The 24,962-nt window shown below is 70.1% G+C and carries 26 protein-coding genes and 1 pseudogene; 9 read left to right on the top strand and 18 right to left on the bottom strand.

Annotation, left to right across the window (positions count from 1 at the left end; all coding sequences use genetic code 11):
• Positions 1–200: 200 nt before the first annotated feature.
• Positions 201–1,418, top strand: a complete 1,218-nt coding sequence (locus N8J89_RS16680) for a helix-turn-helix domain-containing protein (protein WP_283665266.1) — start codon at positions 201–203, stop codon at positions 1,416–1,418.
• The gene (locus tag N8J89_RS16675) at positions 1,415–1,957 is read left to right on the top strand and encodes a flavoprotein (protein WP_283665265.1); all 543 of its coding nucleotides are present in this window, start codon (positions 1,415–1,417) and stop codon (positions 1,955–1,957) included. The genes N8J89_RS16680 and N8J89_RS16675 overlap by 4 nt, the downstream gene beginning before the upstream one ends.
• A gap of 4 nt (positions 1,958–1,961) precedes the next feature.
• On the opposite strand, the gene N8J89_RS16670 is transcribed toward N8J89_RS16675, so the two are convergent.
• The 10 genes from N8J89_RS16670 to N8J89_RS16625 all read right to left on the bottom strand — a co-directional run bounded on the left by N8J89_RS16670 (position 1,962) and on the right by N8J89_RS16625 (position 11,123).
• A complete protein-coding gene (locus N8J89_RS16670) occupies positions 1,962–2,474 on the bottom strand; it encodes a hypothetical protein (RefSeq protein ID WP_283665264.1) in 513 nt (170 codons plus the stop codon).
• Between the two features lie 15 nt (positions 2,475–2,489).
• On the bottom strand, positions 2,490–2,840 hold the full coding sequence (locus N8J89_RS16665) for a hypothetical protein (protein WP_283665263.1): 351 nt from the start codon (positions 2,838–2,840) through the stop codon (positions 2,490–2,492).
• An 86-nt stretch (positions 2,841–2,926) separates the two neighbouring features.
• Positions 2,927–6,730 carry a serine-rich protein gene (locus tag N8J89_RS16660; protein WP_283665262.1) on the bottom strand — a complete coding sequence of 1,268 codons (3,804 nt, stop codon included), beginning with the start codon at positions 6,728–6,730 and terminating at the stop codon, positions 2,927–2,929.
• Positions 6,727–7,191, bottom strand: a complete 465-nt coding sequence (locus N8J89_RS16655; RefSeq protein WP_283665261.1) for a hypothetical protein — start codon at positions 7,189–7,191, stop codon at positions 6,727–6,729. The genes N8J89_RS16660 and N8J89_RS16655 overlap by 4 nt, the downstream gene beginning before the upstream one ends.
• A 23-nt stretch (positions 7,192–7,214) precedes the next feature.
• Positions 7,215–7,391 (bottom strand): hypothetical protein, encoded by a 177-nt coding sequence (locus N8J89_RS16650; RefSeq protein ID WP_283665260.1) that lies wholly within the window; start codon positions 7,389–7,391, stop codon positions 7,215–7,217.
• A gap of 30 nt (positions 7,392–7,421) precedes the next feature.
• Positions 7,422–8,753 carry an amino acid adenylation domain-containing protein gene (locus N8J89_RS16645; protein WP_283665259.1) on the bottom strand — a complete coding sequence of 444 codons (1,332 nt, stop codon included), beginning with the start codon at positions 8,751–8,753 and terminating at the stop codon, positions 7,422–7,424.
• Positions 8,750–9,382 (bottom strand): hypothetical protein, encoded by a 633-nt coding sequence (locus N8J89_RS16640; protein WP_283665258.1) that lies wholly within the window; start codon positions 9,380–9,382, stop codon positions 8,750–8,752. The genes N8J89_RS16645 and N8J89_RS16640 overlap by 4 nt, the downstream gene beginning before the upstream one ends.
• A 132-nt stretch (positions 9,383–9,514) precedes the next feature.
• Positions 9,515–10,222, bottom strand: a complete 708-nt coding sequence (locus tag N8J89_RS16635) for a Crp/Fnr family transcriptional regulator (protein ID WP_283665257.1) — start codon at positions 10,220–10,222, stop codon at positions 9,515–9,517.
• Between the two features lie 122 nt (positions 10,223–10,344).
• Complete coding sequence (locus tag N8J89_RS16630) at positions 10,345–10,581, bottom strand: hypothetical protein (RefSeq protein ID WP_283665256.1); 237 nt, start codon at positions 10,579–10,581, stop codon at positions 10,345–10,347.
• A complete protein-coding gene (locus N8J89_RS16625; protein WP_283665255.1) occupies positions 10,578–11,123 on the bottom strand; it encodes a hypothetical protein in 546 nt (181 codons plus the stop codon). Before N8J89_RS16625 ends, N8J89_RS16630 begins: the two co-directional genes overlap by 4 nt.
• A gap of 87 nt (positions 11,124–11,210) precedes the next feature.
• On the opposite strand from N8J89_RS16625, the gene N8J89_RS16620 reads away from it, so the two are divergent.
• Positions 11,211–12,305, top strand: coding sequence for a hypothetical protein (locus N8J89_RS16620; protein WP_283665254.1), 1,095 nt, complete (start codon positions 11,211–11,213; stop codon positions 12,303–12,305).
• A 307-nt stretch (positions 12,306–12,612) separates the two neighbouring features.
• Here N8J89_RS16620 and N8J89_RS16615 read toward each other — a convergent pair whose 3' ends face one another.
• Genes N8J89_RS16615 through N8J89_RS16605 form a run of 3 tightly spaced genes read right to left on the bottom strand, consistent with a single transcriptional unit; the run spans position 12,613 to position 15,069 of the window.
• Positions 12,613–12,972: a hypothetical protein gene (locus N8J89_RS16615; RefSeq protein WP_283665253.1), complete on the bottom strand. Its 360-nt coding sequence runs from the start codon at positions 12,970–12,972 to the stop codon at positions 12,613–12,615.
• Positions 12,969–14,264: a hypothetical protein gene (locus N8J89_RS16610; protein WP_283665252.1), complete on the bottom strand. Its 1,296-nt coding sequence runs from the start codon at positions 14,262–14,264 to the stop codon at positions 12,969–12,971. The genes N8J89_RS16615 and N8J89_RS16610 overlap by 4 nt, the downstream gene beginning before the upstream one ends.
• A 28-nt stretch (positions 14,265–14,292) precedes the next feature.
• Entirely contained in the window at positions 14,293–15,069 is a 777-nt protein-coding gene (locus N8J89_RS16605) for an AfsR/SARP family transcriptional regulator (RefSeq protein WP_283665251.1), read from the bottom strand.
• A gap of 197 nt (positions 15,070–15,266) precedes the next feature.
• Here N8J89_RS16605 and N8J89_RS41925 point away from each other — a divergent pair, with 197 nt between their 5' ends.
• The 4 genes from N8J89_RS41925 (at position 15,267) to N8J89_RS16590 (ending at position 20,226) form a co-directional block, all read left to right on the top strand.
• Entirely contained in the window at positions 15,267–15,428 is a 162-nt protein-coding gene (locus tag N8J89_RS41925) for a hypothetical protein (protein ID WP_502868455.1), read from the top strand.
• A gap of 85 nt (positions 15,429–15,513) precedes the next feature.
• Complete coding sequence (skfB, locus tag N8J89_RS16600) at positions 15,514–16,863, top strand: sporulation killing factor system radical SAM maturase (protein WP_283665250.1); 1,350 nt, start codon at positions 15,514–15,516, stop codon at positions 16,861–16,863.
• Positions 16,856–18,373, top strand: a complete 1,518-nt coding sequence (locus N8J89_RS16595) for a CPBP family glutamic-type intramembrane protease (RefSeq protein WP_283665249.1) — start codon at positions 16,856–16,858, stop codon at positions 18,371–18,373. The genes skfB and N8J89_RS16595 overlap by 8 nt, the downstream gene beginning before the upstream one ends.
• Positions 18,374–18,375: 2 nt before the next feature.
• Positions 18,376–20,226, top strand: coding sequence for an ABC transporter ATP-binding protein (locus tag N8J89_RS16590; protein ID WP_283665248.1), 1,851 nt, complete (start codon positions 18,376–18,378; stop codon positions 20,224–20,226).
• 5 nt (positions 20,227–20,231) lie between these two features.
• Here the strand turns inward: N8J89_RS16590 and N8J89_RS16585 are convergent, their stop codons facing one another.
• The 3 genes from N8J89_RS16585 to N8J89_RS16575 all read right to left on the bottom strand — a co-directional run bounded on the left by N8J89_RS16585 (position 20,232) and on the right by N8J89_RS16575 (position 21,563).
• Positions 20,232–20,474, bottom strand: a complete 243-nt coding sequence (locus tag N8J89_RS16585) for a hypothetical protein (protein ID WP_283665247.1) — start codon at positions 20,472–20,474, stop codon at positions 20,232–20,234.
• Positions 20,450–20,740 carry a hypothetical protein gene (locus N8J89_RS16580; RefSeq protein ID WP_283665246.1) on the bottom strand — a complete coding sequence of 97 codons (291 nt, stop codon included), beginning with the start codon at positions 20,738–20,740 and terminating at the stop codon, positions 20,450–20,452. Before N8J89_RS16580 ends, N8J89_RS16585 begins: the two co-directional genes overlap by 25 nt.
• A gap of 133 nt (positions 20,741–20,873) precedes the next feature.
• Entirely contained in the window at positions 20,874–21,563 is a 690-nt protein-coding gene (locus tag N8J89_RS16575) for a hypothetical protein (protein ID WP_283665245.1), read from the bottom strand.
• Positions 21,564–21,777: 214 nt separating this feature from the next.
• On the opposite strand from N8J89_RS16575, the gene N8J89_RS16570 reads away from it, so the two are divergent.
• Positions 21,778–23,553: a hypothetical protein gene (locus N8J89_RS16570; RefSeq protein ID WP_283665244.1), complete on the top strand. Its 1,776-nt coding sequence runs from the start codon at positions 21,778–21,780 to the stop codon at positions 23,551–23,553.
• Between the two features lie 31 nt (positions 23,554–23,584).
• Here the strand turns inward: N8J89_RS16570 and N8J89_RS16565 are convergent, their stop codons facing one another.
• Positions 23,585–23,770 (bottom strand): amidase family protein, encoded by a 186-nt coding sequence (locus N8J89_RS16565; RefSeq protein ID WP_283666185.1) that lies wholly within the window; start codon positions 23,768–23,770, stop codon positions 23,585–23,587.
• 446 nt (positions 23,771–24,216) lie between these two features.
• Here N8J89_RS16565 and N8J89_RS16560 point away from each other — a divergent pair, with 446 nt between their 5' ends.
• Positions 24,217–24,393, top strand: a complete 177-nt coding sequence (locus N8J89_RS16560; protein WP_283665243.1) for a hypothetical protein — start codon at positions 24,217–24,219, stop codon at positions 24,391–24,393.
• 62 nt (positions 24,394–24,455) lie between these two features.
• On the opposite strand, the pseudogene N8J89_RS41920 reads toward N8J89_RS16560, so the two are convergent.
• Positions 24,456–24,644, bottom strand: a pseudogene (locus N8J89_RS41920) (helix-turn-helix transcriptional regulator); the annotation flags it as partial.
• Positions 24,645–24,962: the final 318 nt, after the last annotated feature.

Raw genomic sequence — 24,962 nt, 5'->3', positions numbered from 1 at the left:
TCGAGCAGTCGACGGTAGCTCGGGGCCAGCCGGGATCGCAGCTCAGCAGCTGCTGGATGTCGCGGTGGACGTAGTAGGCCGCGACGCCGCGACCAGCAGCGCTGGCCGCGGCCTCTGGTTGCACAAAATGTGGGATCCGGGCTGGTTAGGCTGGTCATCGACTACGGCCGACCGCGTACCTCAAGGAGAGGAGCCGCCGCATGGACGACAATGACGCCAGGGAGAACGGTCGGCGACTGCGGTACTGGCGGTTGCGGCGAAACCTCAACCGAAAGCAGTTCGCCGCCCTGATGGACCGTTCGGTGTCCTGGGTGGACATGGTCGAATCCGGAAGACGGAATCTGGTACGTCTGCCGACAATCGAACGTGCGGCCGAAATTCTCAGCATCCATCCTGATGTGCTGACCAACCGCACCATCGCCACCAGAACCGCGCACTCGGTTGACGACCAGGAAGTGCTGGCCGTCCGGGCCGCACTCGGCCGGTACCCGGTGCTGCCGCGAACCGACGGTCCGGAGGTCGACCTCCGGAAGGTCCACCGGCAGGCGGACTACCTCGAGCAGGCATGGGTCTCCGCCCACTTCACCAGCGTCGCGCAACGGCTGCCCGCCCTGCTCCGCGACGCCCAGCAAGTGGACCGGAACGCCGGGGGCACTGATCAGCTCGCGGCCCGACGGGCGCTGATCACCGCATACCGGTTGGCTTCATCCCTGTTGTTGAAGTTCGACGCCAATGAAGTCGCCTGGCTGGCCGCCGATCGCGCGATGCACTCCGCGCTGGCCGCAGACGACGCCTGGTCACTGGCCCGGGCGGCGAGAAGTGCCGCCCGGGCCATGACCAGTAGCGGCCAGCGACCGGAGGCGATCGACTGTCTGTTGGAGACGACCGACCGCGTGCGCCCGGAACTCGCTAGGCACGAGGAAACGCTCCTGTCGTTGTACGGAATGCTCTACCTCGCTGCCTCGATGACGGCCGCCGAACAGGAGAACGCCGCCTTGGCTCGCGAAATGCATGACGAGGCCACCGTCGTTGCCGAGCGAATGCAGCCGGACTTCTCCACGCACCACACCTATTTCGGTCCGGCCAACGTACAAATTCACCGAGTCGCCGCTCTGGGACGCCTGCACGAATCCGGCCGTGCGATCGAGTTCGCCGCCACCATCAACCCTGCGGCAGTGGCGGAACTGTCTCCTGAACGGCGAGCGAACTTCCTGCTGGACCTCACCGAGGCGCACACCCGAACAGGTGACTTCCGGAAGGCCACTCAGCTCCTTGGCCAGGCGGAACGCATCGCGCCGCAGGAGGTGCGCGGTCGGCCGTTGGGGCGCGGCCTGCTGGAGGCGCTGCTGCACAACTCCACCGGCGAGTCCGCTCGCCTGGTGAGCCAGATGGCCACCCGGGCTGGGGTGACCGCGTGACTGGCCGGGTCCTGTTCCTGGTGGTGTGCGCCGCTGGCCCCGCCGACTACATCGCGGACATGGTGCGCCTGGCGCAGGCCGATGGCTGGGAGGTGCGCTGCCTGGCCACCGAAGCCGCGACGACGCACTTCCTCGACCTCGACGAGTTGGCGGCTTTGACCGGCCACGCCGTGCGCACCGGCCATCAAGGGGCCGGACAGCCCGGGCTGCCGAAACCCGACGCGGTGGTCGTGGCGCCCGCCACCTACAACACGATCAACAAGTGGGCCGCCGGGATCGCTGACAACTACGTGCTCATCCAGCTCGCTGAACTCACCGGGCTCGGTGTGCCGATCGCGGTGCTGCCCTTCGTCAACACGGCGCTGGCCGCCAACTGCGTGTTCCAGCGCAGCGTCAACGAGCTCCGGGATGCCGGGGTGACCGTGTTGTTCGGCGAGGGCGGGTTTGTGCCACACCCGCCGCGCACCGGCGGCCAAGCCATGGCCTCCTATCCTTGGCACCGCGCGCTGGAAGCCGTGGCCCGCGCCACCAAGCGCTGAGAGCTCAGCTCGCGGCGACACAATCTCGGTGCACTGCTGTGCCGACGAACTCCTCCAACAGTCGGGTCAGCTCCGCGTGCGGAGGACAGTGTTCGCGCCGGTTGGTGGCCTTACAGTGACTGCGCGGAATCCCTTGTGCTTCAAGGACATGGGCGTCGTATTCGGCAATCCTGCGGTAGACGACCCTGGTCGCGTAGTGGTCCAGTTCGGCGATGACCGACACCGGTGTTCCGCACGCGTACAACACGGTCCAGCGCAGGGCCATGGCTGTCCGGACCGGGATCCGCAACGGCTCACGGACGTAGGCCTGGCTCCCCACGTTGGCCTGCGCCCGAGTCAGGTACAGCGCGGAAAGCGGATGGCGCAACAAGGCTCTGGTGATCGCATCGTGCTCCTGCAGCGTCATGGTCAACCGCCACGCGGACACCGTTTCCAGGACGAACAGCTCGGGCAGCGCCCGGACGACTGCATGCAGTGCGGGATCCGGCAGGCTAGGGACCGCCAAGGGGATCGTCATGATCGTGCTCCTCGCCTATGCCGTCACCGAGCCGCGCTCGGTCACGTCCGCGTTGGACTGGAACCGGAACTCCAGCCGGGCCATCTCGTGCAACGGCTGATGATCATCGTCGAGGCGCCACAGCACGCCGACCCAGCGCCCCGGCTGGCCGGCACCGGTGTTGACCCAGTCCTGCGCGCAGTACCGGAGCCAGTTCTCCGCGCGCTCCCCGGGCGTCTTGCCGTGGTCCACACAGAATCCGTGGTTGTTCGCCTGCTCGACCCACGCGACCGGCTGCACCACCCCACGCACAATCTGGTGGTACTCGATCCGGTACCACGACTCCTTTGTGGACATCGGTCCCTCCGCGTCGTTGACCATCAGCATCAGACCGGAACCTATGCGCCATTTTCGCTCGGAGGTCGCACTTTTTGTCCGACGCTCGATCGGGTGATGGATCTTGGACTGGCGGATCAGCCGAGCAGGCCGAGGTCGGCGTCGGTGGGCCGGGGGAAGTCGACCGCGTCGATCGCGACGAGTACCGGGGCGCCGTCGATCCAGTCGCGGGTGGGTCGGCGTTTGATCACCGCCCAGCCGGTGGGGATCTCGGAGAGGAACTGCTGGAGGTCGCGGTGGTCGTAGCGGCCGTCCTTGCCGAGCTTGGCCATGACCCGCTGCTTGGACTCGTAGCTGTCCGCCGAATGGACCGCGACCAGGCCCGCGCAGTTGATCGCTTGCTGGGACAGGTTTTCCGGGCTCTGCACCACCAGCATCAGCGCCAGGCTGAGTGAGCGGCCCATGGACAGGCACTGGTCGAACACGGTCTGCTGGACGCCGCTGACGTCGGAGTCGCGTTCGTTGGGCAGGTAGTCGTTGGCCTCTTCCAGCACCACCAGCGTTTCGGAGAGGCGGCCGGGGTTGTCGCGGGCGTAGGCGAACACGGCGGTGAAGACCGCGGCCAGGACGAAGGCGCCCATCTGGGCATCCAGGTGCGCGGCTTCGAAGATCACGCAGTCGCCGTGGCCGACGAGCTCGGCGATCTCCAGGGTTTCACTGTCGGTGCTGCTGGGCGGGTCGGGCAGGAAGATGCCCGCGCCGAAGACTCCGCGCTGGAAGAACTGCAGGCGGTTCTGGATGACGTTGTAGCCGGTGATCAGGTCCTTGCTGGTGGTGGCGCGGCGGCTGATCGATTCCAGGTGCTTGTCGATCCACTCGGCCATGTCGGCCATGCCCACGAACCGGGACAGCTCGGGGCGTTCGTAGACCGTGGCGGTGTCCCCGCGCGCCGGATCCTGGCGGGGCAGTGCCCAGAGGGCGTTGAGGGCCTGCCAGAGGATGCCGCGGCCGCGGTGGCCGAGTTGGCCGACCTTGGCCATGGTGTCGCAGATGGCGTCGCGGAAGACGTTGGGGGCGACGCCCGGTGGGATGCGGAGCAGGTTGTAGCGGAGGTAGGGGTTGGGGATGCCGGTGGTGGGCCGGTAGTCGGCGGGGCGTTCGCGGGAGAGGTCGTAGAAGCGGAAGCGGTGGCGTTGGTCTGCGGGCAGGGAGTGGTAGAGGCGGCGCCAGTCGCTCTTGCGGTCCAGGGCGAGCACGCCGCGCGGGACCTGTTGTGGGGCGGGCAGTCCGGTGCTGGGGGCGATGCCGGTGAGGGTTTGGGTGGTGTGCAGCCATTCGTGCGCGAGGCGGATGCCGGTTTCGGTTTTCCCTCGGCCGGTGGAGCCGGTGATCAGCGGGTGCAGCAGGCCATTGTGGTGGTCGGTGACGGTCAAGCCGAACCGTTGGCCGGAGACCACGGCGCGCTGGGTGTCCACGACGTGGCCGAGGTGGATCTCGGTGTCTCCAGTTTGGGGGTAGACCAGGACGGGGACGCGCATCGCGGCGGCCGCGGCGATACCGGGCACGTCGATCCGGGGTGGGGTGGTCAGGACCGCGACCTCGTGGGAGAGCAGGGCGGTTGCGTAGTAATACGGCTCCATCACCTCCGGGCGCAGGTCGGCGTGGACGCAGGGGCTGAAGACGCGGGCGTGTTCGATCAGGTGTTCGGATTGGGTGCCGGTCAGTTCCGCCGCGACGCAGAAGGGCTGTGGCACCGGGGTTTTCTGGCCGGGTGCCCAGAAGCTGGAGGTGAGCAGCCCTGCGGCGGAGGCGGCGGTGTCGGCGTCCGGGACGAGCAGGTAGCCCTGGGAGAGCCACATTCCCTCTTCGTGGCCGAGGGCCAGGCGGTTGACCTGGGCGGTGAGGATCTTGGTGACCTGGTCGGCCATCGCATCCACGGTCTGCCGGGAGGCGCCCATGCCGAGAGTGGGCACGAAGGACAGGGAGCCGGCCACCTGGGAGTTGCGGGCAAAGGACTGGGACAGGGCGTCCGAGCGGCCGTAGGTGTCCCCTGCGCTGTGGCCGACGCCGTCGGTGACACCGTCGGCGACGCTGCGGGTGCGGCCGTTCTGCTGGGACACCGACTCCTGCTGGGCCACGCTGTGGGTGCGGGAGTTCGCGGTGGATTGCTGGATGCCGGTGTTCTCACCGAGGCCTTCGCTCCAGCCGCGGTTGCCGCCCACGGAGTTGGTGGTGCCGAGGCTGGTGGAGTCTGTGCCGGTGAGGCTGGTGCCGGTGGTCACGCCCTGGGTGCGGCCTGTGCTGGAACCGGTCTGGTGGCTGGTGCCTTCCGTGCCGGTGGTGTTCCAGCCGAGGTTGGCTGAGCGGGAGATTCCGCTGGCGTAGCCGGAGTTGACGCCGTGGGAGCTGTTCTGGCCCTCGGTCTGGGACTCCGAGGTGGAGATCCCGCGGCTGCCGCCCTGACTGGTGCTGGAGCTGGCGCCGTGCTGGGCGGTGTAGCCGATCTGGTCGCTGGTGCCCGAGCTGGTGTTCAGCGAGATGCCCAGCGAGCCGCCGAGGTTGCGGCCGGAGTTCTCGCCGTGGGTGGCCGTCATACTGGAGCTGGCGGAGCGGCTGCTGCCCTCCGACCAGTTCTCGCCGCGGGACTCGCTGCCGCTGATGCCGCGGGAGGAGTGCTCGCCGCGGCTGTCGTTGGTGCCGAGGGAGACGGTGTCGTTGGTACCGCTGGAGATTCCGCCGGAGCGGCCGACGGAGACCTGTTGGTTCTGGCCGGTGCTCTGGTTGACGCCGTGGTTGACCGCGTCGCTGGTGCCGGTGGTGGCGCCGTGGCTGAGGCCCTGGGTGTCCTGACGGGAGACGCCCTCGGTGGTGTTGCGGCCGCCGGATAGGCCCTCGGTGTGGTTCCAGCCTTGCTGGGCGCCTTGGGTTTCGGTGACGCCGATGCCGTCCGTGCGGGTCCTGCCGCTGGTGTGGGTGGTGGCCTCGCTTACGCCGTCGGTGGCGGTGCGCGAGGTGCCGCGGGTGGCCGAGTCGGTGTCGGTGGCGCCGTCGTTGACGCCGAAGCTGTGGCCGGTTCCCTGGGCGTCGCCGGTGGCGGTGGAGAACATCATCGGCAGACCGACACCGGCGGAGATCGAGCGCTGCCCGTGCACCTGGGAGGCCACTGTGGACAGTTGCTCGGCGGCGGCGGACAGGCGGTCGGTGATCTGACCGAGTGTGACCGGGCTGGCCATCAGGACCAGGAGGTAACCGGGGCCGCCGAGCATGCCCCGGATGAGCTCTTCCACTCCTTCCTCGATCTCCGGAGTCGCCGGTGTCGTGCTGGTCACCGCGGCGCGCATTTCCTGGCCGGCGTCGCGCCGCGGCATGGGGATGCCGCGGATCGGCAGCACGTGGGACCACCGCTGCTGGGTGTGCAGCAGCCAGTCGGCTTCCGGTGGGCGCAGGGCGCGGAAGCGGATCTGCGGGTAGGTTCCAGTCAGCTGGCTGGATAGTGCCGCGTGGTGCCGGTCCGCCTGTTCCTGGGCCTGCGCCAGGGTTTCACCGGTGCCCTGGACTCCCATCAGGTGCAGCACCCCGTGATCGGCCGGTCCGGTGTCGGCCAGCACGCACACGTAGTGGATCTTCTGCATCCACAGGGCGCGCACCAGATCGCGCTGGTCATCGTACTCGCTGGAGCGGCGGCGGATGCTGGTGTCCACCGGCATCCGGGTGATCCGCAGGAACCGCACCACCTTGACCAGCCGGGTCCACCCGGTCTCGCCGTGGTCTCGAACCCGCAGCTGGTAAGCCAGGTGCCGGATCTGTTCCGGGTTCGACGGGTGTGGCACGACCGTGGCCGTGTCGACCTCCAGGTCGGCAAACTCGGCCAGCGGCTCGCCGGTGACCGAGCGGAGGCCGCGACTGGTGCCGGATCCGGCGAGGCGGGTGAGCATGTTCATGGCTGGAACCGGTCCTGTCGGCGGGCGTGGCGGACGATGTGGTCGTAGCGCTGAGTCCGGCCGTGCAGCCGCCACCGCTGGGTCAGCCACAGCGTCCAGGCGAACGGCACGGAGATGATGGCGTAGACGAACAGGCTCGGCAGGTGCCCGCCGAGCAGGCTCTGCGCGGTGGCGGAGAACTCCGCGCCGAAGGCGTCGCTGACCCCGCGCTCCCCCACACCGGCGAAGAGCGTCAGCGTGAGCCGGACAGCGAGGGTGCCGGCGCAGAGCACCGCGATCCAGCAGCGGGTCTCGTGCCGGATCTCGGCGGCGACGTTGGCCAGCAGGGCTGCGGCGGCGATGCCGGTGATCAGCAGGTAGAGGGCGACGTAGAGGATGGCCGGGGAACGGGTGTAGGCCGAGATCGCCCAGACCGCGACGGCGAGCAGCGCGTGCTTGCCGAGCACGGCGGGCGTGTCCACGACCGGCTCCTGGGCAGCCACCGCTACATCCGGTGGGTGCGCAGCTTGGCCGCCGAGCGGCGGGCTGCGCGTAGTTCCTGCTGGGCGAGCACACCGCTGGCGAGCACGAGCGCGAGCACGTGCAGGCTCTCCAGCGCCGCGTGCGCCAGGGTGTGCAGGCCGTTGGCGGTCAGGACCAGGGTCAGGGTGAGCAGCCGCATCCTCATCTCCGTTCCAACCGGGGCAACGAGTCAGCTAACGCCGGATGAAGTGGTTGGCGGTTCGGCAAACGCGATGCACCTGGCGTGCCGGGGGTCGTACCCGGCGGCACGGAGCAGCTCGGTGCACTGCTCCTCGTCCTCCGCTCTCACGCCGGCTACGACTAGTCCGGCCTCGGCGTCCCGGCCGCGGGCGCGGGTGAGCAGCTCGCGCAGCAACGGTTCCTGGCCGGGGAGCCAGGGCAGCAACCATCTCGCGACTCCTTGCCGTTCGCGGAGCCGGAACAGCGGCAGGGCGCCGGACTTGCGGTGTGCCACGGACACCTGGTGGTCCCGGGTCGCCGCGGCGAGGGCGCGCAGCAAGCTCGGCCCCAGTGACTCCGGCAGCAGGTTCGTCGTGGCCAGTGCGACCAATGCCGGTGACGGCTTCCGGGGTCCGAGCACGGCGCCGACGTCGTCGGCGAAGTCCCGCAGGTCGTCGGTCACCGTCAGCAGCGCGGCGACTTCCGGATCGTGCAACGTCACCAGCCCGTGCTCAGCGAGCCCATCGAGCAACCGCCGCAACCGCGGAGCCGGGTTGACACCGAGGACCTGGGCCCAGCTCCAGGCCGCTCCGGACCACAGCCGTTGCAGCACCGGCTGGCCCCACTGGGGTTGGTAGGCCTTGGCGAGCGCCGGCCAGCGGGACTCGCGGGCACCAGCGCGGTTCCGGGGTGACCGTGGCTGGTGGTCGCGGTCGGTCCACTGGCGGTACCACTCATCCGGATGCAGCAGGGTCGGCAACGCAAGCCCGCGGGTGGTGATGTGGTCGGCCAGGCGCTCAATCCCCCTGGACAGCTCACGGCGGTGCTGTTCGGCCTCGGTGAGCGCCGAGGTCGCCTTCTCCAGTTGCTCGCGCAGTCCGCGTACGCGGTCGAGCGAGCTCTGCTCATCGCGCTGGCGCAACTCGGTGTGCTGGGCCAGTTGCCGTTCCAGGTCAGTGTTGCGCTGGCGGAGCAGCCGCAGTTCCTCTTCGACCGAGGCCGCGACCGTGCCACGGATCTCGGCGTCCCGCATGGCGTCCCACTGCGATAGCGCCGCCACCAGGGTGCTGTTGGCGCTGTGCTCGCCGAGTGGATTTCCCAGCCGCTTCAAGCGTTCGGTGCGCAGCGGGTGGCGGGCCTTGAGGTGGCCGACCACCCGGCGGCGCAGGTCGTGCAGGTCGTCGAAGTGGGCGAGCCCAGATTCGTAGTAGGCCAGTCGGGCCCGTTGTTCCCTAGCCAGCACCACGGCGTAGTCCCGGCAGCCCGGGCAGTCCGGGTTGTGCTGCCGCAGCTCCGGACCGTCCGGTTCAACGGGTGGCAGCAGCTCGTCGGGTTGGTTCATCGAGGCTGCTCGGTGAGGGTGAACCCGGCCTTGCGCAGTCCGTCCTGATAGGACTTCAGGTAGGCCATGAGCGCCTGCGCGTACTGGGTGTCCATGGCCTGCGAGGCCAGCAGCGCCTGCCGCTGGTCTTGCGCGTTCTTCGCCTCGATCGCTTTCTGCAACGCCTCGTAGTGCTGGTTGAGCAGCGTGGCGGCGTTCAGCAGCCGAGGGTGGCTGTCCGCGAACGGGCCTGGGATTTTGTTTTCCGGCACGGCGCGCAGCTCGGTGATCGCGGTGGCCAGCAGTTGGCGAATCGTGCTCAGAGAGCGGCGGATCGGTTCGCTGTCCAGTGCGCGCGCGTTGTGGGTGAGCACGGCGCGCATGGCCACGTCGTTGTCCATGATCTGCCCGGTCAGCGCGTCGCTGCGGGCGACGTAGTCCGCCGCCTGAGCCTGCGGCGCGTCCAGCCGCAACGGCACACCCTGGCTGTCGCGGGTGACCACGGAGCCGATCGCCACGGCGAGCGCGGTGGCGAACAGACAGGTGCGCAGGAAGGTGTGCCGCCGGCGAGGTCGAACAGGTTGGGCCGCCGCGGGTTCGGTGTCGGTAGGTGGATCGATGGCGGTAGGTGTCGGCAGGTCGCGGCTCATCGGGATCACCTCGGCGCAGGTCGGGTGCGGTGTCCGCAGAGCTAACGCGGGCCGCTGGACCTGGTGGCCGGCAGCCGGGTGGGTGTTGCCGGGCGAAGGACCCGGCAACACCCCGGTACGCCGTCAATCCGTCTACATCCCGCCGAACTCCTCCGCGAACCGGGTGAACTGCGCCGGCTCCAGGATGTGCACCAGCCGGCCCTCGATCCTGATCCAGCCGCGGCGCTGGAAGCCGGTCAGCGTCGCGTACACCTGCTCGCGGCTGATGTCGTGGCACTGGCCGACTTCGTCGTGGTCGCGGTCCAGCTCCACCACGTTGAGCCCGCGCCTGGCGGTTCCGTAGTCCCGCCAATGCTGGAGCAGGGCGTGCGCCACCCGGCGATCGATGTCCTCGCACCGCGCGTGGGCCAGTCGGAGCTGGGCGCGGCGCAGCCGGGCGGCCATGAAGCGGAGCAGGAGGTGGTCGACCGCAGGGTGGGCGCGGAGCCAGTCCCGCAGCGCCTCGTTGCTCATCACCAGTATGAGCGCCTCGGTGTGTGCGACCGCCCAGGTGGTCCGCAGCGGACCGGTCAGCGCGTCGACCTCGCCGAAGACCTCCGTGGGAGCACGGATGTCCAAGATGACGCGCCCGGCCCGATCACAGGCCGTGCGCCCGATCCGCACCTTGCCGTGCTGGATCAGGAACACCTGGTCGGCCGGATCTCCTTCCGCGTAAATGGAATCTCCTCTCGAGTAGCTCTTGCGCTGCAGGCTGCTCGCCAGGTCGTGTGCGGCGCCGGCCGGCGCCTTGGCGAGGATCGGGCAGTCGGTGAGCAAACGGTGGAACTGGTCCTGTCTCATGGGTAGCCCTGGCACGCCAGCGGGAAGCGCCAGGGGTCGCACCGCCTTTCCAGGTGAGCGAATGGTTCCCTGGCGCCGGGAACGCTGTGCACGGATCAACGGACGACCCGGCAGTTAACGCGTCACCGCTCGCCTTGGCGCTTCCCGGCGTGCCACCACAACAACTGCTCGGCAAGGGCGAGCGCCGGGGCGATCACCAGGGCGGGCCAGCCGAACCGGGGGTAGGCGAACAGCCCGGCGCACAACGCACAGCCGAGGAACAGGGTCCCGGCGAGGAAACGCTGTGCATGCCATTGGGCGCCGCCGGGCACGAGCACACCGAGCAGCAGTCCGAAGAGGACAGTGCGAAACCCGGTCACCGGCCCTGGTCGGCTTCCCGTTGCGGGATCAGGGTGCGGGTCCAGGTGGCCAGTTCGAGCGCACCCGCGCGCAAGGCCCAGTCCTCTGGCAGGAAGAGCAGCCGGTCGGCGGTGTTCTTGGGAAAGTGCAACGTGAGGTCGGCGTAGCGACTGAACCGCGGGGGCGCCACCGGTGGTGCCCAGTCCAGGTCTAGGACGACCCACTCGGCGCCGCAGCTGGCTGCGGCCGCGCGGATCAGCTCTGGCCCGCAGGTCGCCTGGCTGCCGTTAGGAGGCCACGCCTGGTGCGCGACGGGGTAGTGGCCGTGTGGCTCGGGGATGATCTTCGCGAGTAGTTCCGTCACCGGCCGGGTCGCGGCCAGCACCTCCAGCAGCGACCGGTGGTCCGGGTCGACAAGGACCGCCCTTACCTGGCCGCCGTCCGGCGGGTAACCCACGAACAAAGTCTCGTCGTGCTGGGCGAGGCCGTAGGCGAGCATGGGCGCGACGTGGGCCACGATGGCAGGCCGGAATGTGCTGACCAGGATGAGCTTCGGTGCCACAGGGGCCCCCTCGCGGTCGAGAGATCCGTCAGCAGACACAGTCGGTTCGGCCACACCGGACGTGGCCCAACCCGACTGTTGTTTGTTGTGATCACTCGAATTCCCAGTGGCACGGCCAAACGTGCCGCCCAGGCCATCGGCCTGGTTGCCCCCGGCACGCCGCCCGCGATCTCGGCGCGCTGGCGTCCGATGTGGTGGGCGCTGGCCGAGGTCGGCTGGCTTGACGAGCACCTCATCGGGCAGCTCGGTCGCACGCCGCCGGCGCAGGGCGCCGAGGAGATCCAGTGGCAGCTCCGCAAGCTCACCCGGTTGCACTGGCTGGCCAACGAGCGACCGACGGGACGACCGGCCCGCCCACTGGCCCTGACCCCGTTCGGCCGGGCGCGGGTGGCCCGGATCAGCAGGCAGGCGCCGCCGTGGACCGCGCCCACCCGGGAGGTCGTCCGCCGCGGCCTGGCGACGGTGTTCGGCGCGGCAGAACAACCGATCCCGGCGCCAGAGGCGGCCAGGCGGGTCATGGCCATCGGGCGCCGCTGGGGCCGGGCGGTCAATGCAGTGGACGTGCGGATGGTGCTGGTTCACTGGCGACGGGAACGAGTGCTCCGCACAACCAGCCCGCAGCCGCGGGTCTGGCGTCCCACTGAGGTCGGGGTGCGCGCGTTCCGGGCGCTGGCCCGCGCGACCGGCGAGCCGCTCCCCCGGCATTCGCCACAGCAGGGTGGACTGCACGACCAACTGCTGGCGAGCGCCGCGCTGCGGATGGCCACGCACACGCCGGGGGTCATCGGGGTGATCCGGCTGGCCCGGCGGGTCCACCTCGACGGTCCGCAGGAGCGGTGGATCGTGCCGGACGGACTGGTGGGCTTCGAAACCGGTGCTGGCCCGGTCGTGGTGGCGCTGGAGGTGGAGCGACGGGACCCGTCCATCGGCCTGGCCCGCCACATCGCGAACTACGGTCTCCTCGCACACCAGTGGCGGTCCCGGCGGTTGTGCGTGGCGGTGGTGAACACCAGGGTCACCGTTGCCCGCCGTGCCTTCCTGGAGCGGGCGGCCCGGTTGGCGGTTGCCACGAACCCGGGCATCAGGCTCACCGTGACGGCGCTTACTGTCCCGATGCTGACCGCCTGGCTCGACGAACAGGGTGTCCAGCCAGACTCACCGGTGTTCGCACCGGTGGGATAGGCCACACGATTGCACTGCGCCGAAGCGGCCGGCCCGAGAAGAATCTGTGCACAATCAGCCGCAGCCCGAGCGCTTCGCACACCGGTCCGCGCTGCGCGAACGGCGGGGACCGCACCGGCGTCCGGTCATGCCGACCTGGGCGGTTCGCCTCAAATCGGCAGGGCCCTTCGGCCGCTGCCGCTGTCTCGCGCAACCGGCAGCGGGGCCCGGCGAAGCGGCAGACCTGTCCCCCGCTCAGTCCCCTCCTCGCAGGCGAGCCACGCGATCATCAGCGGCTGTCCACGCCCTCGGTTCGGTGGTCCTGGTGTCAGTGGTTCCGGCCGCGCCACAACATCGGCACGTACTGTGGCGGTACCTGGAACAGCCAGACCCGGCGGGTCACGTACGCGACGGTGGTGGCATGTCCGAAGCCCCCGGTGGAGCTGCTGGCGGACGTCTCCTCCCACTCCTCCGAGCTGAGTTCGAACTGGAGCGCCGGGGACATCCCGGTCCGTCGCGGCGGTGTGAAGAGCAGGGTCTGGTGCTGGTCCTCGGTGACCTGGCCGCCGAACAGCTGTGCCCTGGTGACCCGTTCCAGCCGCACGGTGCGGAACTGCATGATGCCGGTGCCGGGGCCGAGCACGAAGAACCACAACGGCCAGACCAGCACGGGCAGCAGCCAGCTCACCCAGCCAGAGGCCAGGAAGCGTGCCGCAGCGGCGAGCGCGAGGCAGGCAACCCAGGTGAGCAGTCGCACGACCGGGCGGGCCTGAGCCCCGGCTGGCTGCCGGGCCGTGAGCAGTTGCACGGCGTGAACGACGATCGCGGCGGCGGCGCAGGCAAGCAGCACCAGATCGAGCCGAACCTCCTCCGGCCGGACAGTGGCGTAGTACCACCGCGTCCAGCGAGCAGGCGAGGCTCATCCAGCGCGGGAACCAGCGTGCGCAGCTCGTTTCGGGGCGTGGCCGGGTTGGCGGTCAGCGCGGCCACCGCCTCGGCTCGCCGACGGGACCACTCCATGACCGCCTCCCGGTCACGGCTCGACCGCTCTGGCGGCCGGGCATCGCGGATCGCAGCCACCGCATCGGCGAGCAGCGCCACTTCGCTGGTCAACTCCGCCAACGCGACCAGCTCCGGCCAGGACGGCCCGATGTACCGGCCGGCCGGGGTCCAGCCGTCGGCGATGGCTTCACTGACCACCCGGGCCAGCTCGTCGGCAGCGATCTCCCGCAGCCGGGGCCAGCGCCGGGTCATCGCGGCTGCCTGGTGCAGGCGGATACCAGCGATGAACTCGTCGTGGCCCAGTTGCTCGTAGGTCACCTCGGGCAGGCAGGCCAACAGCACCTCGTCGGTGAGCTCTTCCGGCCGGTCCAACAGGATGCGGCGGATCAGCATGGCGTTCTCGCCCGTGCCGGCCAGTCGCTCCCACAGCTGCGGCACCGGTTCGAGCAGCTGCCACGCCACGCTGGCGCGCTTGTCCCGTTCCAGCTGGAGTCGCCGCAGCGCCTCGCGCTGCTGCCAGTCGGACATCCCGGTGAGCGTGACCTGCTCGGTCTCGGTCAGCACCGCGTCCACCAGGGCGATCGTGATCTGCTCTGGCAGGTCGACGAACAGGTTGCGCCAGCGCGCCGCCACGTAGCTGACCTCGTCGGCGTCCAACTGCCTGGCCAGCGACACGGCGAGGTCCGGCAGGTCGTGGGTGGCGCAGTAGAGGATCAGGTCGGCCGATGCCCCGTGTGCTGTCGCGGTGGCGTGGACCAGCGTGACATCGGGCGGCCACCGGTCCAGCAGTTGCCTGACCAGATAGGCGGGCGCGTGGCGGACGGCCGCGAGGCGGTGGGGTGGCCGCAGATCCGGCCGCGTGGCCAGCTCGGTCAGCAGATGCGGTTCCAGGGCCGCGACCGTGGTGATGACGCCGTGCAACTGGGCCTCGGTCAGTCCGGGATCGCGGCACAGGGCGGTGAGAACGGTGGCGGTCACCGTGCAGGAATACCACCTGGTGCGGGGTTCAGGTCGGTTCCGTGTCCCGCAGCACCGCCTGCTGGACCGCTCTGAGCTGTTCGCAGGGCTCCAGACCGAGCCGGTCGACCAGGGTGTGGCGCACCCTCTGGTAGGTGGCCAGGGCCTCGGCCCTGCGCCCGCACCGCCAGTGCGCGACCATCAGCTGCCGGTGCAGCGACTCGCGCAGGGGGTGCCGTTGGCACAGCCCTTCCAGTTCGTCCGCGACTGCGGCGTAGCGCCCCAGGCGCAGGTCCGCCTCGATCCGGCGCTCGATGACGGAGAGGCGGTGCGCGTCCAGGGATTCCGCGTATCCGCCGAGCTGTCCGATGGTGGTGAGGTCGGCCAGCGCCGGGCCGCGCCACAGCGCGAGTGCGGCGTCCAGCAGCGCCGAGGCCCGCTCCGGCCGCCCCTCGGTCAGCGCGCGGTCGCCCTCGGCAGCCAGGCGCCGGTAGCGGTACAGGTCGATCTGCTCCGGCGGGACCCGCAGCAGGTAGCCGTTCGGGCAGGTCTCGATGGCCGGTGCGCCGCCGGTCGCGCCCGCCAGTGGCAGCACCTTGCGCAGCGCGCCGATGTAGACCTGCAAGCCGGCCACCGCCCGCGCCGGTGAACGCGGCCCCCACAGGTCGTCCACCAGGCGGTTCATCGGGACGAACTCGTTGGCGTGCAGTATCAGCAGCGCCAGGACGGCGCGCTGCTTGGGCGCGCTCGGCGTGCGGGGGCGCCCTTGCCTGAGCACCTCCACCGAGCCGAGTACGCGGAACTCCAGTTGTTGATGGTTCGACATTTCGGGCATGGCTTCCCCCAGAAATTCACGCACTCCGTTCTGCTTGCCGGATGTCGGCGCCACTGACATTAGCCGGACTTTGTCCCGCCTTTGGCCGGTTTCCGTAGATTCAGTCCGTCTGGAGACCAGCCGGCCATTCGATCTTCAGGACGACAGAGTCCGGTCAATTGACCTGACAACAACGAAACACGAGGGAGGTGAATGACGTGAGTCGGAGCAGCACGTTGACCCAGGCAGCGACTCAGCCGTCGAGCATGCCAATGGTGAAGGCGATTGGCTGCATCTTCTGCTGGCGCCGGCACTACCGGCCGTTCGTGCGCGCCTGCGGCAAGCCGAACCCGGTGCTGATCGCCGCCTGAGGCGGATAGCCGTCAACAGTCCGTCTGCTGGGTGGCCTGCCACCCAGCAGACGGCCCAGGAGGAAAGAAACGGGGCGTGGTACCCATGACAGCCACCGTGGCCGGAACCCGGTCACCCGACCCGGACCGGGAGCACAGCGAACGGAGCACCGAGCCGCCGGACAACTGGGGAATTCACCTGCAACCAAGTGGCGGCATCTTCGTCGACCGCACCAGTCTCTACTACGTGCGAATGAGCGGACTGGCCCTGGAACTCGCGCTCCAATTGGCCCGCACCGGCACGGTGGACGAGCTGGCGCGGTTGCGCAGCCGGCTGGACCGGGAACCGGTGGCCGACACCCGTCGTCATCTGGATGCCCTTTTGGGCAGCCATCCCATCACCCAGAGCTGGCAGGATGGCGCGCTGGCCGGTGGAATCCGGGTGACCGGGTCGACCGAGGCCTACCTGCCACTGAATGCCTCGCTGCAGCTGACCAATGGGTGCAACCTGCGCTGCGCATTCTGCTACGCCAGTTCGGGTGAGCCTTTTGCCGTGGAGTGTTCGGCGCAGGACTGGACCAGGGTGCTGGAGCGGCTGGCCACCGCCGGCGTCGCGGCGGTCACCCTGACCGGCGGCGAGCCGACCATCGTGCCCGAGTTCCCGCGGATCCTGGCCACCGCGAGCGCCCTGATCGACAACGTGGACATCTTCACCAACGGCCTGGCCTGGTCCGAGGCCGCGGTGGACTTCGCCGCCGCGCTGGGCAACGTGCGGGTCCAGGTCAGCGTGGACGGTCGCGCTGAGCACCACGACCTGTTGCGCGGCAAGGCCGGTTCGTACCACCGCGCGCTGGAGACCATCCGGCGGCTGTCCGGGGCCGGGGTCACCGTGTTCGTCGCCATGACGGTCACCCCGGCCAACTTCGCCGATGTCGGCGCGGTGATCGAGCAGGTCGCAGGGGCGGGCGCGCGGCTGTTCCGGGCCGGGAGCACGGTCCCGGTCGGCCGGGGGGACGCCGTCGAGTTCGGGTTGAGCGAGTCGCAGGTGGAGTCGGTGACCGAGCAGTTCGTCGAAGCGGGCCACCAGGACTGGGACATCGAGGTGACCGGGTGGGACCGCTGCGCCGACCCGGACCAGGAGTTCGCCGCCACCGGCCTGGCCGTGGAGTTCCTGACCCCTGGCTACTTGAGCTGGCACATCCGGGCCGACGGGCTGGTCACGCCGTGCCAGGTGGAGGAGAAGTCCTTCGGCGACATCCGCGCGGAGTCCCTGACCCAGATCGGCGACCCCCTGCGGCTGGCCGCGATCCGCGAGGAGGCGGTGGGGTGCGCGTGCGTGCGCAACATCCGGCTGGACGAGACGGCCGACCTGCCCTTCGGTCTGCGCCCCGGTCCCCTCACCTCAGCCGCCGCCGTGGCCTCGCCGTGCGCCGGAGCGGGGTGCTGCCGTGGTTGAGGCGATCGCGCTCGGCCTGAGTGCCCCGCTGCTGGTGTGGTTGTTCCTGCGGTACCGGCGGATCGCCTACCCCGCGGTGGCGCCAACCGGACTGCCGGGCAGGCCGGAAGCCTTGCGGCAGGCCAGGAACGCGGTGCAGCGGCTGTGTGGTGTGGACGTCGAGGGCTGGCGCGCGTTCGCCACGCTGTGGTTCGACGGGGAGACCGTGGACAAGCTGCACCAGCTCGGCGCGGTGGACCGCCAGCATGGCTTCCTGCAGGACTGGGGCCTGCGCGGTTCCTGGCGGATCCGTTTCCTCGGCAACGATGCCGGTGCCAGGGGCAGCATCTTGGTCGGCATCTCCGCCGATGGCGCGGTGTTGCTGTTCGACATCGACGGCCCGGTGCGGCAGACCGTCATCGAGACCGCCGCACGGGAGGCCGCGCTGAGTTCGCCGGAACTGCGCGCACGACTCGACGGCGCGGGCGGCAGGCGGTGGCGCACGACCACGCCGAGCGGCCACGGCGATTTCGAACGCGCCGACGGGGATGTGGAGAGCCTGCACCGGTTCCGGGCGACTGGTCCGGACGTGCGGATCGACCTGAGCGCGGAGACCGTGGGCGGGGCGGTGCTGCGGGTGGACTCGGTGATCGAGGTGGTCGGGCAGGACGTGCGCGAGGTCGAGCGGGCCGAGCAGCGGGAGGCCCTGGCCAGTGTGGGCGGTCTGCTCGGCGCGGTGCTCGCCCTGGTCACCGGGGTCGCCATCCTGGCCTTCGCGGGCGGGCGCGCGGACCCGTACCTGGTGCTCGCGCTGGCCGGGCCGGTGCTGCTGGCGGTGCTGGTCAACGAGCGGGCGGCGCTGGAGAACTCGGCGGTCAACGCCTACGACGGGCGGCTGTCCTGGTCGGCTTTCCGCACGGTGAACGTGCTGATGTCGGCGGTCACCGGGATCGTGTCCACCGCGGTGGTGGTGGTCGCGGCGCTGGCCGGGCTGGTGGTCGCGGACCGGATCGGCCTGCCGCTGCTGGAGGAACCGGTCCGGCAGTTGGTGTGGGGTGGCTGGATCGGCCTGGTTTGGCTGGGCCTCGGGGCTACGGGCTACGCGCTGCTGCGCAACGCGGGCATCGCCACGATCTCCGCGGCGCCGGACCGGGGCTCGCTGCGGCACGCCGGGGTCGGCGTCGGCGGGGTCCTGGGGGTCACGGTGCAGAGCGCGATCAGCGAGGAGGTCGTCTTCCGGCTGCTGGGCGTGGCGGTGCTGGTGTGGCTGACCGGCAGCCCGTGGGTGGCGGCCGTGGCCACGGCCGTGTTGTGGGCGGCCATGCACAGCGGATCGGCGTTCACCCCGCGCTGGGTCCGGATGGGTGAACTTGTGCTGGTCGGCGCGGTGCTGGGTGTAGTGGTGGTGGAGCTGGGGCTGCTCGCCGCGCTGGTGGCCCACGCGGTGTTCAACGCGGTCTCGCTGGTCACGCCACTGCTGGTCCGGGACCGCCCGGCACCGGCAGCGCGCCACGGTGTGGCGGTGACCTGACCATGACGAGCACGGCCGATCGCGAGGTGAGCATGACCGGCACCCGGGCGAAGGGGAACGGGAACCCAGACAGTTCCGAGATCGACTGGTCCGCCGCTCCGCCGGGGCTGGGCGGCCTCGAGGACGGCCCGAGGGCACGGCCGAGGGACCTGCTGCGCTACCTGCGCGCGCAACGCGGACCGCTGCTGGTGGCGCTGGCCCTGGGACTGGCCGCGGCCGGCCTGTCGCTGGTGCAGCCGCTGCTGGTGATGCGGGTCGTCAACGGGATCGGCGGCGACATCACCTGGCTGGTGGTCGCCCTGGTCGCGCTGTTCCTGGCCGAGGCCGCGATCAGCGGTGTGCAGAGCTTCCTGTTGCAGCGCACCGGCGAGGCCATGGTGTTCGGGGTGCGCCAGCGGCTGATCCGGCAACTGCTGCACCTGCCGGTCCGCGAGCACGACCGGCTGCGCTCAGGGGACCTGTTGTCCAGGACCGGCACCGACACCACGCTGCTGCGCGAAGTGGTGTCCTCCGGCGTGGTGGAGGCGGTCACCGGCGTGGTCGGCCTGGTCGGCTCGGTCGCGCTGATGCTGTGGCTGGACTGGCGGATGTTCCTGCTGGTGCTGGCGACCGTGACGGTGGCGCTGCTGCTGGTCAGCCTGGCGCTGATGGGCATCCGGCGGGCTTCCGAGCACGCCCAGGACCGGGTGGGGGCGATGACGGCGGACCTGGACCGGGTGCTCGGCGCCTTCCGGACCGTGCTGGCCAGCCGCGCCCAGCAGCGCGAGGTGGACCGGATCAGCGCGCGGGCCGACGAGGCCTACCGGGCCGGGGTGCGCGCGGCCAAGCTGGACTCGGTGGTGGGGCCGACGATGTCGTTGGCGGCCAACGGTTCCTTCCTGTTCGTACTGGGCGTCGGCGGGGCGAGGGTGGCCAACGGCACCATGGAGCTCGGCGAGCTGGTCGCGTTCCTGCTGTACCTGATGATGCTGGTGATGCCGCTGATCATGATCCTGCAGGCGGCCACCACCGTGCAGCGCGGACTCGGTGCGCTGCAACGGATCCAGGACACCCTTGCGCTGGAGACCGAGCCCGCGGACGAGCAACCGGACAGGCGCCCCTCGGCGGAGACCTCGGCCGCGGCCGAGCTGCGGCTGGACGCGGTCTCCTTCGGCTACACCGAGGACCGCCCGGTGCTGCACGAGGTGTCCTTCACCGTGCCGCCGTACTCGCGGGCCGCGCTGGTCGGGCCGTCCGGTGCGGGCAAGTCCACCATCTTCGCCTTGGTCGAACGCTTCTACACCCCGGAATCAGGCACGATCCTGCTGGGCGGACGTGACATCAGCGCGATGGACCTGGGCGAGCTCCGCGGCCAGATCGGCTACGTGCAACAGGAAGCCCCGATCCTGTGGGGCTCGCTGCGCTCCAACCTCACCTACGCCGCACCGGAGGCCACCGAGGAGGAGATCGCCGAAGTACTGCGGATGACCAACCTGACCACCCTGGTCGACCAGCTACCCGACGGCCTGGACAGCGAGGTCGGCGACCGGGGCGTGCTGCTCTCCGGCGGCCAGCGCCAGCGGGTGGCGATCGCCCGTGCCCTGCTGTGCCGCCCGTCGCTGCTGCTGATGGACGAGCCGACCGCACAGCTGGACGCGGCCAACGAGGAGGCACTGGCCGCGACCGTGCGCCAGGTGGCGCGGCACTGCACCGTGCTGGTGATCGCACACCGGATCTCCACGGTGCGCGACGCGGACCTGATCGTCGTGCTGGAAGACGGGAGGGTGGTGGACACGGGCAAGCACGACGAGCTGGTGGCCTCAAGCCCGCTGTACCGGCGCTTCGCGGGGCAACTGGTGCCGCCGCCGACCTGATCAGCTCAGCCGCGACCCGCCCTGGCGGTGCGTGCTCCGGTCCCGCGGACACCCCGGGAACGCAGAGCCCGCACCGTCGTTCCGGTGTCGGCGGTGTTCGCCACGAGGAACCTGCGCCGCGCGCCCCGCCCGCGCGGCGGATGCGGCGGCCGCCATGACGAGTCCGAGACGATCCGGTACGCCTTGATCATGTTGTTGCCCGCCGCGAGCGCGAACACGCCGATCAACGCCGCGGTGATCCCGTCCATCGACACGGTGACCGGCGAGGCTCGGACAGGAAGCGGGTGAAGACCACCAGCACCGCGGCGAACGCGGCGTAGCCGGTCTGCGCGGTCAGAGTCCACAGCTCGTTGACGGAGGCCCGTGCCACGCCGAAGAGTGGCCCGAACGAGGCTCGGCCGAGGCACACGATCAACGGTGCCCCGATCACCACCTGGCTCAACCCGAACACCCAACTGTCGTTCTGGAAGCCGCCCAGCAACGCGGTTCCCACCACGGGGAGGACCAGCACCACGTCGAGGAGCCAGAAGAACGGCCGCGACCTCCGGGGCAACCACAGCCTCTTGCTCGGCCGCCGAATTCCCCGTAGTCGAGGCGAGCGCTTCCTGCGTGATCGTGTCAAACCCATCATCCGAGAGTACGTGCGATCACCGCTCCGATGGGCCGGTGCACTCGCCCACGGCTCGGATCAACGCCAGGACCGCTCGTTCCGGCAGCGGACCAGAAATGCTGCTGCCACAAGCGATCCTGACGTGTGAGATACCAGCGACTGCCAATGCGCGGGAGTTTCGGTAGTTCTTGATCTGGATCTCCATCCGGCCTGCGAGGTCCTCGTCGAGGAAGTAGGCAGGCGGGACGCAGAAGGCGTCAGCCGTCATGATCACCTCAAGCAGCCCCGGATCGACGATGGCGTTGGCGCGCAGGTCCGCGATCATCTCCGGCGAGATCGTCCAGTCCAGCTCACCGAGTTCGGCACCACGCTGACGCACGTTGGCCGCGAAGACGTCCAGGCCGAGTTCATCCGCTCCGATCGGGCGGACGAGGTCGAAGAGGATGTTGAGCTTCTGGCGGAAAGGACGGCGCGGCAGGCTGCCCGGGGCTCGATCGCGACGCCCGCCGACGAAGTACGCCGGGTGGAGATCCAAGGTGCCAGCGACGGCTTCGGCGGTGGCAGCGTCGGCGCGAATCGTCCCGAATGGACGGTGACACCGTGGGAGGCCGAAGTCGGCGGCTTCGAGCGATCCCCTGACGGAAGGCACAGCCCGGTGCGCAATGGAGTCATGTAACCGTTGCAGCACAACACAGAACGGCAGTCGGTCAGCTTCCTCGAGCACCACATCGCCCCGATTCGTCCTCGGTGTCCACTTTCATCAAACCGCCGGAACCGGAGTTGCCGATCCCTCGATCGGTTACACCACTCCCGCGTTACCTGTGGCCGCGTCCGACCGGTGGACGGCCCGCGCCGCGCAGCGCGGCCGCCCCCCAGCCGGGCGGCTCGCGTGCGTCGCTCCGGGCGCCACCGACACGTGCTCACAGGAGGGAGCAAGCGCCATGAGCCGGAAACCCGTGTCCTCGTGGACGCATCCCGCGGCGACTATCCCGCGCGAGGACGGCCCCAAGCCGGCGCTGTCGCGTTGCGTGGAACGAGACCTGACCGAACTGACCGAGCTGGACACTGTCGTGCGCTCCGCCGCAAACCTGCTCCGACAGGCGCAGGAGGAACCGGCGCGGGCACGCGAGGAGATCAGGGTCCTCTGGGAGTCCGCGGTCGCGGCACGCAACCGGGCCACCCCGTACCGCCTGATGCTCCTGCGCATCCGGGCAGTGCTGCGGGCGACGCACGGCAGCACGCCGGCGACCTCGACGGCCGCCACCGTGCACAGCGTCCTGCACGGCTCGATCCGCCCGACCGCGATGGACCCGAACATCCTGACCCGGCCGCCGTTGCGGTTCCCGGCGTCGCTGGGTGTGCGGCACGGCGCGCTGGCGGAGTTGCTGCGCACCACCGAGAACCTTGCGGATGCGCTGTGGGCCACGGCTCATCGCAGCCGGGTCGACTTCGCCGAGGACCTGGACCAGCTGCGGACCTGGCTGGCCTGGGTGCCGGAGCTGCGTGCGCCGGACCGCCTGGTGCCGGTACCGGGCAGTGCTCCTGGCACGTACCTGGTGCACCGGCACCCCCGTCCGGTCCGACCGCGCACGCTCGATCCGGCCGTCGCCGTCGTGGAGCACGAGGTGCTCACCGCCCGGCAGCTGAAGCTGCTGCACACCGCGATCTGGCGCGGGCTTTCAGTGCGCCAGGCCAGCGGGATGGCCAGCACCGGGGAGCGGCCGCTGGCGGTCGAGTCGGCCGCTGCGGCGGCGGTTCGCTGCGGCGCCTGGCTCCGCAGGGCCGGAGCGTGCGCCGGTTCGGGGACCCGGCGGTTCTGGCCGCCGGCGGTGGGACCGTGGTCGACCTGGTTGGCCGCCACGCCACCCCGGCAGCACCGGGATCTCCGGGCGTTCGCGATGCACTGCACGCCCGAGCTCGGCGGGTGGTACCAGATCCTGTGCGGCGACATCCCGGATCTGCGTGGTCTGGTCCGGATGCGCCGACCTCACTACCAGGCCTTGGCCACACATGTCGCTGGTGGCGAACTGCTGTCGGACTTCGCCGAGCTGCACGGCCGCCGCTACGGCGAGGTGGTGCGGGCCTGGGACCGCATGACCGGTTTCGCCGCCGAGTTGCGGGCCCGGCGTCGTCGTGTGCTGAACGCCGTCGAGACCTGGCCAAGCCACTACACCGGGACCGTCGCGCGGCTGGTGCAGCGCGTGCGGGCAGGGCTGGCCGGGCTCGGATACGACGCGGAGGAGGTGCTCGGCGCCGCCTACGGTCGCCTGTGCACCGCCGAGGAGGACGAGGTGGCCGAAGCCTTCCAGGCACTGACCGCCGTGCTGGCGGATTACCGGGACGTGGTGCGCCGACGGCGAACCCTGGTCGATCCCGCTGACTGGGGAGACCCGGAGTTCACGCTCTTCCAGCAGCAGTTCCCCGAGATCGCGCCGTCGGGTTTCGGCACGCCGCGGTCGCGCACCCGCGCGGTCGAAGCGATCCGGGCTGAAGTGCGGCGGCTGTTCGCGGGCCGGTACCCCACGCTCCCGGAGACCGAGCGGGCGTTGCTCATCGAGCTGCACCGGGAGTTCAGCCGGGCCATGCGCGAACAGCGGTCCCCCGAACTGCAGCCGTACTGGCGGTTGTGGCTCACACCTGGTGCGCCGGACGAGCACGTCTGGCGCGCCTTCCTGGAGTGGCCAGAGCTGGTCACCCTGGCCGCCACGAGCAGCTGAGAGGGCGCCGGTGATCCCGGCGCCCTCCCCCTCAGCACGCCGAGGTCAAGGCCCACTCGGCTGCTCGCGCCCGCTGGTAGCCGTCAGCCACCTGCAACAGCACCGCCTCACCCAGCGGCGGGCCGATGAGCTGCAACCCGATCGGCATCCCCAAGCCGTCCTGTCCGAGCGGCACCGACACCGCGGGCAGTCCGGCCAGGTTCGCCGCCGCTGTCAGGCGGGAGCAGGCGGAGCTATCGCACTCGGTCAGTCACAGTCCGCCTGCCCCACCGCCTCACACGCCATCGGCCTCGGCGAGGCCAGGCGGATCCTGGTGCGGGAGTGGGCAAACGGCGCCGCCAGCAACGGCCCGGCGGTATTCCTCGTGGCACAGCGATCCGAACGATCCCAGGTTCCGGACCGATGTGGGCAGGGGTCGGCACCTGGCCAGGGAACAGTTCGCCATGAACACCGATCCCGTGGACGATGGGGCAGCGCCGGATCTGGGGCTCGGCGAGCAGGCCAAGTGGCAGCGTCCGCGCAACGACGACGGCTGCTACCGGACCATCCTCGGCGCCAACGCCTTCATTCGGTGCCAGTCCTCGATCCTCGGCGGCACGCGGCTCGGCCCGAAGATCGAGCAGTGCCGGGGGCCGTTGCGCGCACTGGCCACGTTACCCCGGCGTGCGCCTGGACTCCGGCGACAAGACCTGCTTGCTGCAGGCCGGGGTCAGTGGCGACCAGGATCTCGAGTTGAGCCTGTCGGCCTCGCTGGGTGCCAAACCGTTGTATCCCAACGCGTGTGAGAAGGCGAGGGAAATCGTCGCGGCCATGCTCCGCAACATCCCGGCAGTCTGGTGAGGTCGGCGCGTAGCTTCTGCCGGTTCACCATCCACGGTTAGGCCGGCCAGGAGCAGATCGAGCTCGAACGGGGACACACCCAGCGCTTCGGCCAGCCGGAGCCGGTGCAGCGGCTGCGGGGTGCAGGTACCGGCCTCCCAGCGCGCCACCGTCGTGCGCTCCACTCCGACGACGGTGGCCAGGTCTTCCTGGGTCAGGCCGAGCCCAGCCCCACGGGCGATCAGCGCAGCCCGCCTTCCGACGGTCCCCACCTCCGTTTTACCTGCTCAACGCATGTTTGCTACACGATGCGACAGGTCTGCCACAGCAGTTGCCATGGCCAACACCCCTCACAGAGGGTTGCCTTCTGATCACGGTACGACGCAGCTTCCACAGTAACCGAGACTCCGCCGATGACCAGAGCTTCGCACTCTCGACCAGACAAAACGGACAAGCCCACCACGGTTCGACTGGACCAGCTCCTCGTCCAGGGCGTTGTCCCGTCGAGGCGGTGCCCGGCGCGCTCCCAACTGGCCGCGCACCGAGCGTCGCGCCGGTGATCACCGGCCCGCCCGAAGGCCTGACTACCA

It is taken from the genome of Crossiella sp. CA-258035, from assembly GCF_030064675.1.
GTDB lineage: Bacteria > Actinomycetota > Actinomycetes > Mycobacteriales > Pseudonocardiaceae > Crossiella.
Note: the sequence above shows the minus strand (reverse complement) of the source record. Positions and strands in the feature narration are given on the sequence as shown.

What these genes read in the sequence shown, in the direction of transcription:
- N8J89_RS16570 (WP_283665244.1), top strand. Translation starts at nt 21,778, where the DNA reads ATGAGCCGGAAACCCGTGTCCTCGTGGACGCATCCCGCGGCGACTATC.
- N8J89_RS16585 (WP_283665247.1), bottom strand. Translation starts at nt 20,474, where the DNA reads ATGGACGGGATCACCGCGGCGTTGATCGGCGTGTTCGCGCTCGCGGCG.
- N8J89_RS16665 (WP_283665263.1), bottom strand. Translation starts at nt 2,840, where the DNA reads ATGCTGATGGTCAACGACGCGGAGGGACCGATGTCCACAAAGGAGTCG.
- N8J89_RS16660 (WP_283665262.1), bottom strand. Translation starts at nt 6,730, where the DNA reads ATGAACATGCTCACCCGCCTCGCCGGATCCGGCACCAGTCGCGGCCTC.
- N8J89_RS16650 (WP_283665260.1), bottom strand. Translation starts at nt 7,391, where the DNA reads ATGCGGCTGCTCACCCTGACCCTGGTCCTGACCGCCAACGGCCTGCAC.
- skfB (WP_283665250.1), top strand. Translation starts at nt 15,514, where the DNA reads ATGACAGCCACCGTGGCCGGAACCCGGTCACCCGACCCGGACCGGGAG.
- N8J89_RS16590 (WP_283665248.1), top strand. Translation starts at nt 18,376, where the DNA reads ATGACGAGCACGGCCGATCGCGAGGTGAGCATGACCGGCACCCGGGCG.
- N8J89_RS16670 (WP_283665264.1), bottom strand. Translation starts at nt 2,474, where the DNA reads ATGACGATCCCCTTGGCGGTCCCTAGCCTGCCGGATCCCGCACTGCAT.
- N8J89_RS16645 (WP_283665259.1), bottom strand. Translation starts at nt 8,753, where the DNA reads ATGAACCAACCCGACGAGCTGCTGCCACCCGTTGAACCGGACGGTCCG.
- N8J89_RS16635 (WP_283665257.1), bottom strand. Translation starts at nt 10,222, where the DNA reads ATGAGACAGGACCAGTTCCACCGTTTGCTCACCGACTGCCCGATCCTC.
- N8J89_RS16605 (WP_283665251.1), bottom strand. Translation starts at nt 15,069, where the DNA reads ATGTCGAACCATCAACAACTGGAGTTCCGCGTACTCGGCTCGGTGGAG.
- N8J89_RS16680 (WP_283665266.1), top strand. Translation starts at nt 201, where the DNA reads ATGGACGACAATGACGCCAGGGAGAACGGTCGGCGACTGCGGTACTGG.
- N8J89_RS16640 (WP_283665258.1), bottom strand. Translation starts at nt 9,382, where the DNA reads ATGAGCCGCGACCTGCCGACACCTACCGCCATCGATCCACCTACCGAC.